14 protein-coding genes are annotated in these 17,578 nt (G+C 44.3%); 11 read left to right on the top strand and 3 right to left on the bottom strand.

Annotation, left to right across the window (positions count from 1 at the left end):
* From L2I46_RS17485 to L2I46_RS17450, 9 genes are all read left to right on the top strand, one after another.
* On the top strand, positions 1-1,188 hold the full coding sequence (locus L2I46_RS17485) for a hypothetical protein (protein WP_236948075.1): 1,188 nt from the start codon (positions 1-3) through the stop codon (positions 1,186-1,188).
* Between the two features lie 9 nt (positions 1,189-1,197).
* Positions 1,198-5,292, top strand: a complete 4,095-nt coding sequence (locus L2I46_RS17480) for a tail fiber domain-containing protein (protein WP_236948074.1) — start codon at positions 1,198-1,200, stop codon at positions 5,290-5,292.
* Between the two features lie 54 nt (positions 5,293-5,346).
* Positions 5,347-5,817: a hypothetical protein gene (locus L2I46_RS17475; protein WP_236948073.1), complete on the top strand. Its 471-nt coding sequence runs from the start codon at positions 5,347-5,349 to the stop codon at positions 5,815-5,817.
* Positions 5,818-5,893: 76 nt separating this feature from the next.
* Positions 5,894-6,307, top strand: a complete 414-nt coding sequence (locus L2I46_RS29765) for a DUF6950 family protein (RefSeq protein WP_442910096.1) — start codon at positions 5,894-5,896, stop codon at positions 6,305-6,307.
* 1 nt (position 6,308) lies between these two features.
* On the top strand, positions 6,309-10,466 hold the full coding sequence (locus tag L2I46_RS17470; protein WP_236948072.1) for a phage tail tip fiber protein: 4,158 nt from the start codon (positions 6,309-6,311) through the stop codon (positions 10,464-10,466).
* 39 nt (positions 10,467-10,505) lie between these two features.
* A complete protein-coding gene (locus L2I46_RS17465; RefSeq protein ID WP_236948071.1) occupies positions 10,506-10,799 on the top strand; it encodes a hypothetical protein in 294 nt (97 codons plus the stop codon).
* Complete coding sequence (locus L2I46_RS17460; RefSeq protein WP_236948070.1) at positions 10,792-11,274, top strand: endonuclease domain-containing protein; 483 nt, start codon at positions 10,792-10,794, stop codon at positions 11,272-11,274. Before L2I46_RS17465 ends, L2I46_RS17460 begins: the two co-directional genes overlap by 8 nt.
* 153 nt (positions 11,275-11,427) lie before the next feature.
* Positions 11,428-11,967 carry a hypothetical protein gene (locus L2I46_RS17455; RefSeq protein ID WP_236948069.1) on the top strand — a complete coding sequence of 180 codons (540 nt, stop codon included), beginning with the start codon at positions 11,428-11,430 and terminating at the stop codon, positions 11,965-11,967.
* Between the two features lie 30 nt (positions 11,968-11,997).
* Positions 11,998-12,312 carry a hypothetical protein gene (locus L2I46_RS17450; RefSeq protein WP_236948068.1) on the top strand — a complete coding sequence of 105 codons (315 nt, stop codon included), beginning with the start codon at positions 11,998-12,000 and terminating at the stop codon, positions 12,310-12,312.
* Positions 12,313-12,333: 21 nt separating this feature from the next.
* Here L2I46_RS17450 and L2I46_RS17445 read toward each other — a convergent pair whose 3' ends face one another.
* Both L2I46_RS17445 and L2I46_RS17440 read right to left on the bottom strand, forming a co-directional pair.
* Positions 12,334-12,591, bottom strand: a complete 258-nt coding sequence (locus tag L2I46_RS17445; protein WP_236948067.1) for a hypothetical protein — start codon at positions 12,589-12,591, stop codon at positions 12,334-12,336.
* On the bottom strand, positions 12,584-14,098 hold the full coding sequence (locus L2I46_RS17440) for a recombinase family protein (RefSeq protein ID WP_236948066.1): 1,515 nt from the start codon (positions 14,096-14,098) through the stop codon (positions 12,584-12,586). Before L2I46_RS17440 ends, L2I46_RS17445 begins: the two co-directional genes overlap by 8 nt.
* 211 nt (positions 14,099-14,309) lie before the next feature.
* On the opposite strand from L2I46_RS17440, the gene L2I46_RS17435 reads away from it, so the two are divergent.
* Both L2I46_RS17435 and L2I46_RS17430 read left to right on the top strand, forming a co-directional pair.
* On the top strand, positions 14,310-15,809 hold the full coding sequence (locus L2I46_RS17435; RefSeq protein WP_072420307.1) for an aldehyde dehydrogenase family protein: 1,500 nt from the start codon (positions 14,310-14,312) through the stop codon (positions 15,807-15,809).
* A 124-nt stretch (positions 15,810-15,933) separates the two neighbouring features.
* Complete coding sequence (locus L2I46_RS17430) at positions 15,934-16,824, top strand: oxidoreductase (protein WP_048334934.1); 891 nt, start codon at positions 15,934-15,936, stop codon at positions 16,822-16,824.
* 17 nt (positions 16,825-16,841) lie between these two features.
* On the opposite strand, the gene L2I46_RS17425 is transcribed toward L2I46_RS17430, so the two are convergent.
* Positions 16,842-17,573: a class II aldolase and adducin N-terminal domain-containing protein gene (locus L2I46_RS17425; RefSeq protein WP_032452631.1), complete on the bottom strand. Its 732-nt coding sequence runs from the start codon at positions 17,571-17,573 to the stop codon at positions 16,842-16,844.
* Positions 17,574-17,578 lie beyond the last annotated feature (5 nt).

Here is a 17,578-nt window from a genome sequence, read left to right as displayed (position 1 = left end):
ATGGCTACAGACAAACCAGATATTTTCGTTGGTTCATACGTTAGAGTTGCAATTAATAAAGATACTTCAACAGAAAACCCAAGCTATTTTGATCCTGGGTATATTGAAACAAAAAATTTAGCAGCTTTCCCGGAGGTTTCTCTAAGTCCAGAAGTACAAAGTATGGAAGAATATCGTGATGAGTATGTTGTCAAACTCTCTGGAGATATCATTGCTAAAGACACTCAGTTGAGCATTTTTAATGTACCTGATGACCCTTTAGTAGTTGAATTAAACTCAGCCATTGAAGGTAATTACCCATTACGGTTTCGTAATCTGTACGTGATAGACACTGAGCACGGTGAAAATTCTCAGAACGGCCTTTATCACATTTTCGACGCATACGTTAAGAAGAAAACTACCTCTGGAAGTTCAGACTCTGTAGTTACTAACCATTATACACTAAGTCCTACAGGAAGGATTTTCCAAGGATTTGCGAAAGTTGGAGAAATTATACGTGAGGGTGATTACGGCGTAGGTGCAGGTACTGAAGATATTCCTGGAGTTAAAGACCTCGGGCTATTGACTGGCAATAGATGGATTACTGTCGATGCATCACACTCTCAGAACCCATTCGGTTCTGATACTTCTGCAATGGCAATTCAACATCCTAATAATCTTGGATGGGAAATCATCGGTCAGACGGTCGGTGCGCCAGCGATCAGAATTCGTAATAAGAAACTTAAATCTGATGGTTCTGTTGAAGCATCCAAATGGATAAAGGTATATTCCGAAACAGACAAACCGCAAGCTGATGATAATGATTTCGTATCTAAGAAATCTGGTGGTACTTTTACCGGAAACTTACAGATTAATTCATCTGCTCCGACTTTAGCTATGGGTTCTGAAAAACTGTGCGGATTACGTGTTGGCGGTACTAACAATGACACAATGGTTGTTGGTGGTAAAAGTGTACTGATATTCCGTACTGGTGGAAAGGGAATTGATAGTAACGCTTCTGGAATGAACGAAGTTAAGATCGATAACGCAGGAAATATAACAGCTCAGAACCAACGTATTACTGCTAATGTTTTTACTTCGGTGGCCCAGCCCACAAGTGTATCTGATTTAACACGAAAAGACTACGTTGATAATGGATTAAATAAAAAAATAAACGTAGGTGTTGAAATAGATTTTGGAACATACTAAGGAAATAAAATGGCAAATGAAATTAAATTTATTCGGTTTAAACGAACCGAGACAGCTGGCCGCGTTCCTACTGCTGCGCAGATAGAAATTGGTTCTGTAGCTCTTAATATGGCCGATAAGGCCATATTTTCTAAAAATGCCGCAGGGCAAGTTGTTCAGTTCACTGGTGCCGGCGCAGATATGCCAGCTAAAACTGTTACTGCAACAGGTACTATCAAGTCAAATACTGGAGTGCAAGCTGGAAATGCTAAACTAGGTACTGACGGCAATATTACTGGTGGTTCTAAATTCGGTGGCAACTTAGATAATTATCTGAACTCAATTAAGGGTGAGATCTCTTCTACGGATAAAGCTGCTGTTAAGAAAGCTGGTGATGTAATGACAGGTCCGTTAGTAATTAATACATCGGGTAATTCTGACCCTGCAGTAAATGGACTTTCTGTGTCTGGATCTCAACATACTCCTATTATGTTAACCCGCAACACAGATAAGAACCTCAACATAGGATTTAAATTAACAGGCGGTTCAACTGTCATTAACCGAAAACTTGGTATTGACTCTGATGGCACTCTACACTGGGGACCTAATGATAACCAAGCTGCTAACGGGCGTGTAGTTACTCAAGATTATATTGATGACAATATAACTGAACTTAAAGGCGGTTATAGAGGTTCAGAAGTTGGGGTTGATTTAGGTGGTTGGAACGGTTCTGTTAATGACTTATTCATTGGGAACAGTGAAGACATTGGTACTGTAAGGACATGGTTCTGTGCATCAATGGCTGGTGGTAATAATATTACCGATGTACCGGCTGGTAAAGGAAACTTTGTACTTCGTGTTGAAAGTCTTCGCGCCGCAAACGGTGTAGACTATAAAAATAAGCAAACTTTTATTAGTGGCGATGCAAGTAAAACGTACGTTCGCTATGGAGCAGGAACAGGAACAACAACCGCTCCTAAAATGAATTGGGGGCCTTGGTTAGTATCTCAAGAATTTTCTAATGGAGTTACTCCTATATCTAACGGTGGTACAGGCGCTACTACTGCAGGAGACGCCCGAAATAATTTAGGTCTTAGAACTGCTGCTGTACGTGATGTTGGTGAATCTAGCGGAAACGTAATGGAAGTTGGTGCCTTTGGTATTGGTGGTGTCGGAAAATCAATAGTAGATATTACGTCTGATGTCGATTTAATGACTCGCCTTAAAGCTATTGGTGGTACAACATTTAGAGCTAACGTTAAAACTGTAGATGGAAAACCAGTTTGGACAGGCCCAGGATTTTTCTCGCATGGTTCCGGTTTTTATTCTAGAGCTGGAGACACCATGTCTGCGCTTAATATAGATTACGCAACTGGTAACGTTAGAGTATTCGCTATTAATGATAGTAATCTTAACGCCGGCAAAGTAAACCATAACATGCTCTACGGTACTGCTAATAAACCTTCTAAGGATGATGTCGGACTTGGTAATCTAACAAACGATGCTCAAGTTAGGAAAGCCGGTGATACTATGACCGGAGATTTAACTGCTCCTAATTTTCACGCTTCTGGACCGGGAACGGCATCAGTGTATGTTAATGCAGGAAGCGGAAACGCTCATGTATGGTTTAGAACAAACGCCAATGAACGCGGTGTAATTTGGGCAACTCCAAATACTTCAGATCTCGGCCAGATTAATATTCGTGCAAAAACTACTGGAGGTACTTCTGCTGGTGATTTTAGTTTCCGTTCTGATGGCCGATTTGATGTTCCTGTAGCAGTTAAAGTTGGTGGAGCAGCAATGCTAACCAAAGACGGAAATATTACCTCGGGTTCAATGTTTGGTGGTAATCTTAACACCTATTTGAATGCAATTAAGACTAGCATCGTTACTGGCGATAATAAGCAAGTAAGTAAAACCGGCGATACTATGACCGGTAACTTGACTATTAACGCTAACCTAAAAGTCGAAAATCCTAATGGGACATTTGTTGATTTGGGTTCAGAGAACTCAGACAAGTACAGCAGATTGACTCTTGCACGTAAAGTTGGCGATGGCGCTGCCGTAGCAATGCTTAAAATTACTCCTGAAGGATACGTACAATTTGGTTATCAAGATGCAGTTGCTACTCCATCTCCTACCAAGTACATCCGAGTTAAACCTGATGGTCTTGATGTAGAAGGGGATTTGGTTTTTAATCAGACATATCGTGGTGCTGAAGAAGCAATTGATATTTCTGATAAGACTATTGATCTTAATGATCTAGTTATTAAAAAAACCGGTTTAGGTACTCGTCAATTATACAAATGCATCTCTTCTGGCGGTGGTTCTAAGATAACGAATAAACCTACATCTGATGGCAACTTTGTTCTCGAAGTTCTGTCTTTGCGTAAAGTTTCTGATACTGATTGGACATGTAAGCAGACCTTTACTACAAAGAATAACACTACTGTTGGCACATATGTTCGCTACGCCCAAAACGGTTCATGGACTGCATGGCAAGAAGTTGTATCTGGCGTTCAACCTATTAATTTAGGTGGTACTGGAGCAACTTCTGTAGCTGCTGCCCGTAATAACCTTGGTGTTGGCGAAGGACAAACAGTATCATTCGGCAATTTAGTTACCAACGATTTAACTGTGAACGGAAATGCTAGATTAGTTGGAAGATTGAACCTTGGTTCTACTTCTGCGACTGGCGTATTACGAGCTAATGAAGGTGGCGCGGTTGTTTTAGGTTCTGCTAGTGGTCAAAACATCCACGTTAGAGCAGGAACTCCTGATTCCTCTACAGGTGAAACCCGTTTTGAGCCAAATGGAAACGTTGTAATTGGTGGCGCGCTGACCGCTTCTGGAAATTTACAAGTAAATGGTGAAGCCACGTTAAGTAGAAGTTTAATCGTTTCTCAAAATATAAAGAATACTAACGATAACAGTTTTATTCTGATGGGTAAAGATTCTGATTTAGGCTTCGTCAAAAAATCTGGGTCAAGTTCTAGATTGGCATTTGCTTCAGGAAAATCATTCGTTGTTTCTAAATCTTCAGCAACTGCTATAAGTAATCCAGGATCAGAAACTTATACCGATGTGTTTAAAGTAGATGCTGACGGAAACCAAACAGTCTATGGAAATTCAACAATTTCTAGGGCTTTGACAGTATCAAGCGTTATTAATGCTAACGGTGGTATCATTGTTCCTACTACAAAGTATGTACAAATTGCTGATGCTCCTACACAAAATAACCAAGCTGCTAACAAAAAATATGTTGATGATCGGATTAACACCCGTTTAGCAACCGCAGGTGGTACTGTAACTGGCGATTTAAATGTTAACGGTACTGTTGGACTTAAAGGACAAGTCGTTCTGAGTAAAGACTTAACTGTTAATAATGGCAAAATTAGTGCTCAGGCGATCGAATTATCAATGGGTACACCTTATATTGATTTCCATTTCAATAACAGTAGTTCAGATTACACGACGCGTCTTATTGAGAACACATCTGGGGAGCTAACCCTTGAAGGTGCATTTATGTGTAAAAAACATATGTATGCATGGGGTGCTGTGATGGCTCGAAACATAGCTCCTACGAATCCTCCTAATGGAACACTTATAACAGGTGCGCCATTACAGTCTATGACAGAAGGACGAGGCGGTAACGGAGACGCTCGGGGGCTTGTTGCTAACTTCTACTCTGAAGAGTTGGTTGGTACCTCTCATCGCGCGGTTATCTATCTTGATGGGCATAAACGAACTGATGCATGGATTTTCAATGCTGGGGGCGTCATTGATACACCTACAGGTGCTGTTCAGACTGCAGGTTCTGATATCAGACTGAAAAGTAATATCACTCCTGCAAAAGATGGTGCTCTGGAGCGGATCATGAAGCTCGGAACTGTAGAGTTTGACATGAAGGGCGAAACCCGTCGTCGCAGAGGCTTTATTGCTCAACAGGTTGAAAAAGTTGATGCTGGTTATACCTTTCAAGGTAATGAACAAACGATTGATGGCGAGAAAATCAAGATCTTAAACATCGATCAGACTGCTATTGTCGCTGACTTAGTAAGTACCGTTCAGGAACAACAGAAGCTTATTCTTGAACTTCAAAAACAAATTAATACTCTGAAATAAGCCGGGAAACCGGCTTAATAAATACATCTGTACTTAAATTTAAGGAAATAAAAAATGGCTGAAAAATTTGATATCTTTGCTGGCTCTTACGTCAGTGTTTACTACAACTCTAATGTTGATAACACACAATTCGACTCTGATGAGTTCGTAGAAATCCCGGAAACTGGTGCATTTCCTCAGACTGGTATTGAACGCGAAGTAATTACTGCTCCTAACTATACTCACAAATATAGTCGTAAACTGGCTGGTCGTGGTTCTGTACCTGATATTGACCTGACTGTAAACTATATTCCTGAGAGTATCCATGACCAGCTTTATAAGTTGGCTGAAGATGGTAAACGTGGACAGTTCAAAATCGTATATTGGTTAGATGCAACTAAAACGACTGGTGTTGGTAAAGTCTATAATGGCTTCTTGAGTAACGCTACTTTCGGTGGCGGTGAAACTGAAGTTACTTCTCTGGCACTTACTTTGTCGGTAGACGGTGGTCCAGTAGCGTCTGGTGTTATTACTCCTAAAGCTTAACTGTGAAAAAATTTAAAGGGACCTTCGGGTCCCTTTTTTGTTTTCCAACGGTATTAAATAATACCAGAGGTGAACAATGTTTAAATTTCAAGCTGACTTAACAAATCTACTTAATAGATATATCGGTAAACAACACCAGTTTGGACAGAATGATTGCAATATTCTTATTGCGGATTATCTTGATACGTTCTGTTCAACTAATTACTTATCAAAATTAAAAGGACAGTACACGTCGATTAAAGAGGGTCTTTCATGCTGTAAAGAACTGACTGGTTTTCATAACGTTCTACAGGCATGTGAAAAACATCTTATTCGTTCTGAACAGATAAAAGACGGCTCAGTACTTTTAATTAAAAAAGAACTCAAGAAAAGAGTTTATTACATCGCTACAGTGGTCTTTAACAATAAAGCTCTAGTCGAGCACGAAAATTATTACACGTTAGTTGATGTACAGCCCGAACAATACGAATTAGTTTTTAATAGGAGTTAATATGGCTGTTGTTGCTGTAGGTGCAATTATTGCTGGCGCAGCTGCTGGCGCCGCGGCTTATGCCGCTGGTATGACTATTGCCTTTGCTATTGGTATAGGTCTTGCTACTGCCGCTATTTCTGGACTCATGTCTTATATGGCAATGAACCAGACCATTCCAAGATATAACACAACTGATACAGCTACTGCGTTAGGTACTACTTCCGATCCAAAGACGGTTATTCCTGTGGTTTACGGACAACAACGAGTAGGTGGTATTAACGTATGGAAAGCTGTAGGTAAAGACACAACTTATCTTGTTCAGATTTTCGCTCTTTGTGAAGGACAGATTGGTGGATTTAAATCTTTGTATCTAGATAACAAGAAAATCGTTCTTGATGGGAATTATCAGAGTGGTATTCTTAACGAACAGGCTATACATCCAGATTATAGAAAATTTGTTGAAGTTGAATTGTCTGTTGGTGCTCCTAAGGGACATGTTTTCACACTGGCTCAGAAGTACTTAGGTAAAGACATCAATAACTCGGGTTGGCCTGACTCAGCAACTGGTAATAACGTTGCTGCAGTTTGTGTTGTTATGCGCAAACGTAATAAAGACCTGCAAAACCAAGCTGATATTCTCCAGCCTAATTCTCAGTTAACTGCTGATATTAATGGTCTGTTAATTCAAGACCTAAACACCGGTAATAGAGAAGCGTCAAGAAATGGTCCAAGTCAACTTCTTGATTACGCAACTAACACTCGTTACGGTCTGGGTATTCCTCTTGATAAGATTGATACAGAGAGTTTTAAAGCGTGTGCTGACCACTCATTAAGAAACAATCTATACAGCGATGGTTCAACCGATCCAAACGCAACGTTTAAAGAAAACCTTACTCAAATGACTGCTGCGTTTCAGGGTGTTATTTTTGAGTCCTTTGGCCGAATGACCTGCCGTATAGATGGTCCTGATGTAGTACAGTTTGATTTCAACGAAGATAATATCTCTGCTGGTTCAGTAACTCTTAACTCAGGTGGTTCAGAAGGTTATTACAACACGCTGAACGTTTCATACCAAGACCCTGCTCTTGATTACTCAGACCAAGTATTGCGCTATCCATCTGATACTGTTAATGATGGAACTATCGCAAAAGACAAACGAATTATTGCTAAAGATATTACTTATCGTTTCGTTAAACAGAAATCTCAACTGGATGTTATTGCATCAATCGAGCGCAATAAGTCTCTGCTGAAAAATCAAATTGTGTTCAGTACTGTCGATGCTTATACAGTTCAAGCATGGGACGTTATTAGAGTTAATTTCCCTGAATTACAACTTCAAGACTCGTTATGGCGTGTTTTTCAAGTTGACCGTTCGTTAGAGAAGGGGGCTGCTGGACTGATTACTATCACAGCTGCTGAGTACGATCCGAAGGTCTATACCGATCTAGATTATGCTAAAGACCCGAATAATTCAGGTTCAAACATTCCAAATGCCTCGGTACTTATCGCACCAAAAAAACTGCAAGTAACTTCTGTTGCTGAAACTGCTATTGGACGTACTTTTAAAGTTCAATGGGAAAGTGAAGAAGATTTTAACCGAGCAGGTTTCTACGTCCAGTATGCTGTTTCTGGTACTGATGAGTGGACTCAAGCTGGTTTCACTTCAGGTAATTATTTCATGATAATGAACATGGATATTACCAAAAAGTACGATATCCGTGTTTGTGCCACTGGCCTTGTGTATCGTTCAGAGTGGGTCTATCAGAACAACACTAACCCTGCTGTTTCTTACCAGCTTCCAAAGGTCACTGGATTGCGTCTAGTGAACTCTGATGCTGGGACTAATATTACCACGGCAACTCAGTTTGAATTCGCCTGGGATGACCAGAGTAACCAGAAATTCAACGTTAACGGTACTACTCAAACATTCGATGAAGTGTTCCAGTACTATGAAGTCCAAATCACTGGTACTAAGACCGTTTCGTACAGAACTAAGAACATTAACTTCACGTATGATTTCAGAATGAACCAGTTGAACGGTCTGTCTCGTGAAATCACCATCAAAGTAATCGCTGTTGGTTATGCTGGTATGAAGTCTGAACCGGTTCAAATCACGGCGAAGAACAATCAGCATCCTGCAATTCAGAACTTCGTAGCTCGTACAGGTATTAGTCTTAACTCAGGTATGATTTTCACTCAGTGGAAACCTTCTGCTGTTCCTGATTTTGAGCAAACTACTGTTCAGATTGCTCGCGATAAGGAGTTCACTAAAGAAGTTCGTTCATTCGTTTCTAAAGATGATGTTCTTAACTTTGAGTTAGGTGAAAACGGCGAAGGTACTTGGTATTTAAAAGCTGCGCAGAATGACGTATTTGGTTCTGATAACGCGGTATGGACCAGTCCTACTATATTAGACGTTAAGTACGAAATCCCGTTCACGCCTGATGATATTGACACTATAGAAGACATGCTTGGTCTTAATGAAAAGCTCAAGGATACGCTTGATAGCGCTAATACACATGCTAATAACGTTTCGGAACAAGCTAAGAAAGACGCTGAAAAATACGCCGATGATACAGTTAAACGTTCTGAGGTCAAAACTAAAGAGTACGCCGATGCTGAAGTTAAAAAATCTAATGACTATACTGATGCTGAAATAGGGAAATCTAATGATAGAACTGATGGCGCTATCAAAGACTCTGAAGCAAGAACTCAAGTTAAAATAACAGCAGCTCGTGAGTACACCGATACTCAAGTTGCTGAATCTACTAAAGCTCTTAACCAGACTATCGCTGAAAACACCACTGAAATAAATGGAAAGATTGACGGTGTTGAAACTTCTATTAACGGTAAAATTACTACCATTGAGAAAAACCAAACGACTTTTGAAGAGCAGACTAATCAGAAGTTAACTTCAATGGAAAGTAATTTCACTACAAAAATTGGTGAGTCTGAAAAACGTACTAACGCTAAAATCACTGAACTTAATGAAACGGTTACTACGAATGATGAAGCGTATACTCAGAGATTTAGTAAGATGGAAAGTTCCATCGAAGATAATACAACTGAGATTGGTAAGAACACTGCTTCGATTTCTTCTTTAAGTGAAACAGTAGCTACTAATGAGAAGAACTCCGCAACTAGCATGGAACAACTTGAAGCTCGTGTTGGTGATAAAATCGCCAGTGTTTCTTCTGAATCTAAAGCTGAGATTGATAAAGTTACTAACCAAGTTAACTCTCAGTACGCAATGACTGTTGATGCTAATGGTGTTTATGCGGGCTTTACTTTATTAGCTCAGGATGGTCCAGTTAAAGGTTCTAAAGCAATATTTGCAGCTGATAAGTTCATGATCGTTCCTACCGAACAAGATGCAGCGAAAGCTAAACCTGTGTTCTCTGTAGATACAACTACCAGAACTGTCTATCTTGACAACGCTGTTATTAAAGATGCTTCTATTGGTACTGCTAAAATTGCAGATGCTGCGATTGATACAGCCAAAATTAAAGATGCTTCCATTACTAATGGAAAAATCACAGGGTTTATCCAATCAGATAACTATGTTCCTGGTTCTCAGGGTTGGAAAATCAACAAGAACGGTGGTTCTGAATTTAGTAATGTCGTTGTTAGAGGTGAAGTACATGCTAATTCTGGCGTATTTAACGGTACAGTTAACGCGAAGGATGGTGTATTTAACGGAACAGTCAATGCTAATGGTGGTGTGTTTAACAACGTCAGAATTGAAAGAAACTGTACTGTTCTTGGAACTATCTACGCTGAGAATATTCAAGGCGATATCGTCACTATGACTGACCGTGTATCTAAAGCATGGCCACCTAGTGGTAATACAAGTTCTGGTACTCGTTATCCTATCGCAACTATTGACGGCATGCCATTTAACAGGGTTATGGTCTTTAGTGGTGATGTTTCTATTCAGCAAACATGGAGACAGAACGTTACTATTCGAGTTAATGAAGACGTTGTATGGACTTTTGACTCAGGTAACGATGGTAAAAACTTTGATACAAATATATTTTCATTCAGAGTTCCTGCTGCCCCTATGGGAACTAAGCAGTATGTTACCATTCAGTGGCCTAACCGTGGTGATAGCGGTAGGTTCGCGTTTACCGGTGTTGTTTCGTTGTACAAAACTTCAGGAAGCATAGCGTTAGCTTAATTGACGAGCCAAGGACGGTTTTATTTCTGAGGCAAGACTATGATAGGAGATATCACTGTATATCTTGCGATTGCTTCACTTGTGGGAGGATTAATAACATGGGGAATGTCTGAGATAAGAAGAAAGTACTCTAATAAAGAAGACCTCGAAAGACGTATGGCAGCTATCGAGTCGAAATTAGATATTAATAGTACTAACAGTAAGAATTATCTTGAGCGTCTTAATGAAATTAAAGATGCATTAGGAGATATTCGTACAGAAATTCGGACTGTTGAAGAAAGGACCCGTGGAAATGAAATTCAACTAGCAAGAATAGAAGGTCGTAATGATTAAAAGAAAAGACATTCCTGATTACAAACAAGAGTTATATAAAAGACAGAACAAACGATGTGCTCTAACTGGTGTTCTAATTGAAGACGTTAATAAAGCACATCTTGACCATGACCATAAACTTGATGGACCCGGTGCAGGAAGATGCAGGGGGCTTCTGTTAGGTCAAGCGAATGTTCTTGAAGGGCGTATTAAGCATCAGTTTGAACGCTCTGGTCTTGCCGGGAAAATCGGCTATATAGATTTTCTTAAAAATCTTGTTTTTTATCTGGAGGCTGATTATACAGCTAATCCTAGACACCCTCAGTTAATCCCAGACCTCATTAAACGGTTCAGCCGTATGAACCTTAATACAATGAGACAAAAGCTCTTAGAGTGTCATCAGGAAGCTTCTGGGACAAAGCAAGAACTAACTCATAGGTATAAGAAATACCTAAGGTCAAAATATGAAAATAAACCTCAAGGAGTGTGCGTCTAATATCAAATCTGGAATGCTATTCGTTATAGCTGCTTCAGTAATCTATAACATGGTTATCGTTCCTTTACTTACCGCTTTCGGTGTTCCAGCACCAGTCATTCTTATTGATGAAGCAACTAAATTCCTTCTTACTATTGGTACTATAGGTTTCTAATGGCTAAATTAAAAACTGTTAAAAATGACTTATCAAAATGGAAAATAAAGGAAACAGACGTATTCAGTAAGAAAGTAACTAAAGCATCTAAACTGGCATCTGTAGAACTTCAACGTAAAATCAACAGACGCGTTAAAGGTCCAGTTAATTTTACCAAAAATGCAGTAGGGTTTAGCTTTAGATATGATAAGTACGGTTCAAAGAATAGGATATACATCAAGGATACTCAGGCTGATTATCTTAGTCATTTGATTGATAATCCACGTCCCATTAATAAGTTTGTTCCAACAGGTGTTCAAGGTTCTAAGAACCAGTTCGGTAATATTCCTGGGTTGAAAACCAAACGTAATATGTCTGTTGTTAAACAGAAAAAGGACGGACAACAACGTACTATTTTGATCAGGACAAATGCAAGACGAAACAAACGATTAATCGCTGTGTTCAAACGAAATCAGTCAAGACGTAAAACGATAGGTAGTTGGGATAAGATTAGTCAAGATATTCTTAAGACTGTCAATAGAGTTTCGGGACTGCGTTAATAAATATCAGTATAATCTATAGGAGCTGATATGAACTTCCCTACATATTCTCAAGACGAACTTAAAAATATTACTATCAATGGAATTTGCCCAGAAAGTATGACACTTCTGTATGATTGCGCTGATATCAAAATTGAACGGTTTAAAAAGAACTTACTGAACGATAAAGACGTATTTGTTGTAAGTACACAAAAGAAAAAACCTTTGCATCGCTTTAAAGAGTACCAAGAAGTCACGGTCAATAGCCAGTATCTCTTTGGCGATGTTGAGGCTTATTGTTTTGGCAAGACAGAATTTATCCATAAAGGATTTAGGATGATTGCGTATTACTTTCAACTAAAATAAAGGGACCTTGCGGTCCCTTTTTTATTTCTTTAAATCTTCAAGTATTTGTTCAAGTTCTTCAGTTAGTTTTTTATTTTCTTCAGGGCTTAATTTTTTAAGTGGTTCTACCTTTTCACCTCTTTGAATTTTCTCGTATCGTTCCCATAGAAACGACTTCAGTTTATCCTTAGGGCATCCCATTTCATCAGACGCTATTTGTTCAGGAGTTCTATTTTTAAGATACTCTTGAAGCTCTCGTTCTTCTTCATCGCTAAGATAGTTTATCTTATGCTCACTCATCTGTAGTTCCTTCTTTTAGTTTACGTAAATGCTCTTGTAGAGCTTTAGTATCTGCGTTTAACATTATCTTGCCGTTATTAACTATAAAGCTCTGATAATGCCCGTCAGTTTTTTCAATCTTAATCCTGATATTCTTAGGACCATTCAACTGAAAGATAGTTATTCTTTTAACTAAACGTTTTAGGTATAGATTATACTGTTCAGCGTCTTTTATTGCAACTAATGTCTTGACATCTGTTGATTTTGTTGGTTGAACATCTGGTTGCTCCAGAAGTTCTTGTAGTTCTTTCTCCAGCGCACTTATCGTTTTAAGTACAGAAACTGGAGGCATTTCCAATTCAAGAAGCATTTTGTTCAGTTGGTCTATCTTTTCACGCTTAGCTATTATCTGTTCATTCTTAATATTCTTAACTGAACGAGTTTTAATCTGTAGTTTATCAATAGCCTTTTCAAGAGGTATATGAAGGTCTCTAATAGCTTTGTTGTTCTTACACCTGCTTTCAAATGCACCGAAGCAATTAAAGTACTGATACTCTTTAATTCCTTTTTTGGTTACTGATGTATTAACTTTCCTGCATAGAACAGCACCACATTCACAATAAAGAACACCACTGAATTTGTGTCTTGATGGTCGTCCTTTTGATACTCGTTTATCATCAAATTGAATTTGTGAAAATGTTTGATAATCAATCAGGGCAGGGTAGTAGTTTTCAATCAATGAAACAGGAATGTATTTTTCTTCAATAATCTGGTGTGTCTGATAAGCTCCGTAAAGAACTGGGCTTTTTAACAACCTCTTTACTGACATCTGGTACCATTGTTTTCCAGTTGGACCAGGAATGTTTTCTTCATTTAGTATGCGGGCAATCTTTCTAACGCCTTTTCCTTCAAGACGCATTTGAATTATTTTTCTCGCTAAATCAACACGTTTGTTGAACACGTACTTTTTGTTCTTCCTGTCATAATCAAGATAGAACACTGACTTACCGGGAAGGATTTCACCATCAGCAGCTTTTTCACGGGCAATAGCCTTTGAAGCTTTAACAAGTTTTGATTTTCTTAATGACTCCTTGTGCGCTAAATCAGCTGCTAGTGCAACTAATATCACTGAGCTTAAATCGTTCAAAGAGTCTTTATTGAGAATATGTCCTTGAAGTGTTTTGGCATCTTCACCAACGAACGCGACCTTAACGTCGTACTGAAGGATTTTCTTCAGGATGTCTTGTGTATGGCTGATTCCTTTACGACTTAATCGGTCAATCGCCTCAATCAAGATATAACTGCCTGATGGGATATCACCAGTTTGAATGGCTTCAAGCATTTGCTCTAGCTCTGGGCGTCTGACGTTTTTGAACCCTGAGATGCCTAGGTCATGATAAGACTGATTGGACAGAGTTAGTCCATTTTGTGAACAGAACAGCTTAGAAGCATTTACCTGCCGTTCTAACGAAGTACCTGACGCTTGGTGCTTGGTACTGAACCTTACGTAACTGAATGCCAGTGTCATTTCAACCTCCTGATACTGCTAAGTGGTTGATTATAACAAGGTTATTTCTTTTGTAAAATGATACTATTACCTGCGGCACATTTCTGTCAGGGCAGGCGACGGAATTGCGGCGACTGTCACAGCGGCGCAAACGAATGTCACAGAGAAAAAAGCGCCAGCCGCCAACCGGACATAGACTGAAAGCACTATCCGCGAAGAATAAGGAAAGGGTATGTCCACCTCTCAGATAGCGCTGCTTGCCAGCGTCCAGCAGTTTTTAGACCGTCAGCATGGCCTGTATATCGACGGCGCTCCCTGCGCCGCGCAGAGCGAAAACCGGTTAACCGTCTGGGATCCGGCCACCGGGCAGGCGATCGCCACCACCGCCGACGCCAGCCCGGCGGATGTCGACCGGGCGGTGATGTCCGCCTGGCGCGCCTTCGTCGATCGCCGCTGGGCCGGTCGCACCCCGGCCGACCGTGAGCGCATCCTGCTGCGCTTTGCCGATCTGGTGGAGGCGCACGGCGAGGAGCTGGCGCAGCTGGAGACCCTTGAGCAGGGTAAATCCATCGCCATCTCCCGCGCCTTCGAGGTCGGCTGCACCCTGAACTGGATGCGCTACACGGCGGGGCTGACCACCAAAATCAGCGGCCGGACGCTGGACGTCTCGATCCCGTTCCCGCAAGGGGCCCGTTACCAGGCGTGGACCAAAAAAGAGCCGGTGGGGGTCGTGGCGGGCATCGTTCCGTGGAATTTCCCTCTGATGATCGGTATGTGGAAGGTGATGCCGGCGCTGGCGGCGGGCTGCTCGATCGTCATCAAACCCTCGGAAACCACCCCGCTGACCCTGCTGCGGGTGGCGGAGCTGGCGACCCAGGCGGGCATTCCTGACGGGGTGTTCAACGTGGTCACCGGTAGCGGCGCCGGCTGCGGCGCGGCGCTGACCTCGCATCCGCAGGTGGCGAAGGTGAGCTTTACCGGCTCGACGGCCACCGGGAAACAGATTGCGCGGGTGGCCGCCGACCGACTGAACCGCGTGACGCTGGAGCTGGGCGGCAAGAACCCGGCGATTGTGCTCAAAGACGCCGATCCCCAGTGGGTCATTGAGGGGCTGATGACCGGCAGCTTCCTCAACCAGGGACAGGTCTGCGCCGCCAGTTCGCGGATCTACATTGAAGCGCCGCTGTTTGACACCCTGGTCAGCGGTTTCGAGCAGGCGGTGAAATCGCTGCAGGTGGGACCGGGGATGCAGGAGACGGCGCAGATCAACCCGGTGGTCTCCCGGGCCCACTGCGACAAGGTGGCGGCCTACCTCGAAGAGGCCCGCCAGCAGAAGGTGGAGCTTATCAGCGGCAGCGCCGGGCCGGATGCCGGGGGGTACTATATTCCGCCGACGCTGGTGGTCAACCCGGACGCCGGGCTGCGCCTTACCCGCGAGGAGGTGTTTGGCCCGGTGGTGAACCTGGTGCGGGTGGCTGACGGCGAGGAGGCGCTGCGCCTGGCCAACGACAGCGATTTCGGCCTGACCGCCAGCGTCTGGACCCGCGACCTGACTCAGGCTCTCATCTATACCGACCGCCTGCAGGCCGGGACGGTATGGGTCAACAGCCATACCCTGATTGACGCCAACCTGCCGTTCGGCGGCATGAAGCAGTCCGGTACCGGTCGCGATTTCGGCCCGGACTGGCTCGACGGCTGGTGCGAAACCAAATCGGTCTGCGTGCGTTACTAGCCCTCCGTCGGGGAAGGCGCATCGCTTTTCCCGACATCCCGCTTGCCGACCTCCGCGCTTTCTCGCTACTGTGGAGGGCAATCTTTGCCCGCGCAGGGCGGTGAATGATGAGGAGGTCTTCGGCATGACAGCATTTCCTGAGGTTGCACTAATTGGTCCCGGCGCCATCGGCACGACTATCGCCGCCGCCCTGTTTGCGGTGGGAAGGGCGCCGGTGGTTTGCGGGCGCACTGCCCATACGTCGCTGGTGCTGCGCACTGATGAGGGTGAGATCGTGGTCCCCGGCCCGGTGCTTACCGACCCGACGGCGATAGCCGCCCCCTTCGACCTGGTGTTTGTCGCGGTGAAGGCCACCCAGACGGAGGCCATCGCCCCCTGGCTGACGGCCCTGTGCTCGCCGGACACCGTGGTATGCGTGCTGCAAAACGGCGTCGAGCAGCGCCAGCAGTTTGCCCCTTTGACCGGCGGCGCGACGGTGCTGCCGTCGGTGGTCTGGTTTCCGGCGCAGCGCGACGCCGATGCTTCCGTCTGGCTGCGCGCCGCGCCGCGACTGACGCTGCCGGACCTGCCGGGGGCGGAGCGGGTGCAGCAGGCGCTGGCGGGAACCCGCTGCGCGGTGGAGCTGGCGGCCGATTTTACCACCGTGGCCTGGCGTAAACTGCTGCAGAACGCCGTCGCCGGACTGATGGTGCTGACCGGACGACGCGCCGGGATGTTCGCCCGGGAGGAGATCACCGCTCTCGGACTGGCCTATTTGCGCGAATGCCTGCAGGTGGCGCGGGCGGAAGGGGCCGTCCTGAGCGACAGCGTGCCGGAGGAGATCATCGCCGGTTTTCATCGGGCGCCTGCCGACCTGAGCACCTCTATTCTGATCGATCGCCTGCATGGCCGACCGCTGGAGTGGGATATTCGTAACGGGGTGGTGCAGCGTCGCGGGCGTCAGCACGGCATACCGACGCCGCTCAGCGATATCATCGTGCCGCTGCTGGCGGCGGCCAGCGACGGCCCGGGCTGACCCGGGCTGGCGCGGGGTTAGTCCACCAGGGAGGGATCGAGGTCGATCATCAACTGCTTCATCTCGGCAAAGTGCTGCCGGGAGAAATCGGCAATCTTCTCCCAGTCCTGGGCGGTTTTTTCCGCCACCGCGTCTGACAGCACCTTCAGCGGCTGGCCGGTTGACCAGGCGGTGATCAGGATCTGACAGGCGCGCTCCAGGGTCCAGATATCGTCGAACGCTTCGCCGATGGTCGGGGCGGTCACCAGCACCCCGTGGTTGCCCATCAGCAGACGGCGTTTATCCGCCAGCAGCCCCGCCAGCCGGGCCCCTTCTGCCGCGGTGTCCGCCATCCCGCCGTACAGCGTATCGACGGCGACCCGGTTAAAATAGCGGGCCGTGTTCTGGTCGATGGGCAGGATCTGCGGCGTAGCCAGACAGGCGAGGCTGGTGGTGTACACCGGGTGCAGATGCAGCACCACCCGCACGTCCGGCAGCCGCTGATGGATCTGCCCGTGAATAGCCCACGCGGTGGCATCGACGTCAGGGCGCGCGGCGCAGCTTTCATCATCGGCGTTCAGCACCAGCAGATCGCTGGCGCGGATGCGCGAAAAGTGTTTCCACTTCGGGTTCAGTAAAAACGTCTTCCCGTCGGCGGAGAGCGCGGCGCTGAAATGGTTGGCCACCGCCTCATGCATGCCAAGATGGGCAATGATGCGAAAGGTGGCCGCCAGGTCGATGCGGATCTGCTCTTCATCGGTATCGCGCATGGGCA

Source organism: Klebsiella sp. 2019SCSN059 (genome assembly GCF_021739525.1).
In the GTDB taxonomy this organism is placed as follows: domain Bacteria; phylum Pseudomonadota; class Gammaproteobacteria; order Enterobacterales; family Enterobacteriaceae; genus Klebsiella; species Klebsiella quasipneumoniae.
This window is presented reverse-complemented; position numbering and strand designations above follow the sequence as displayed.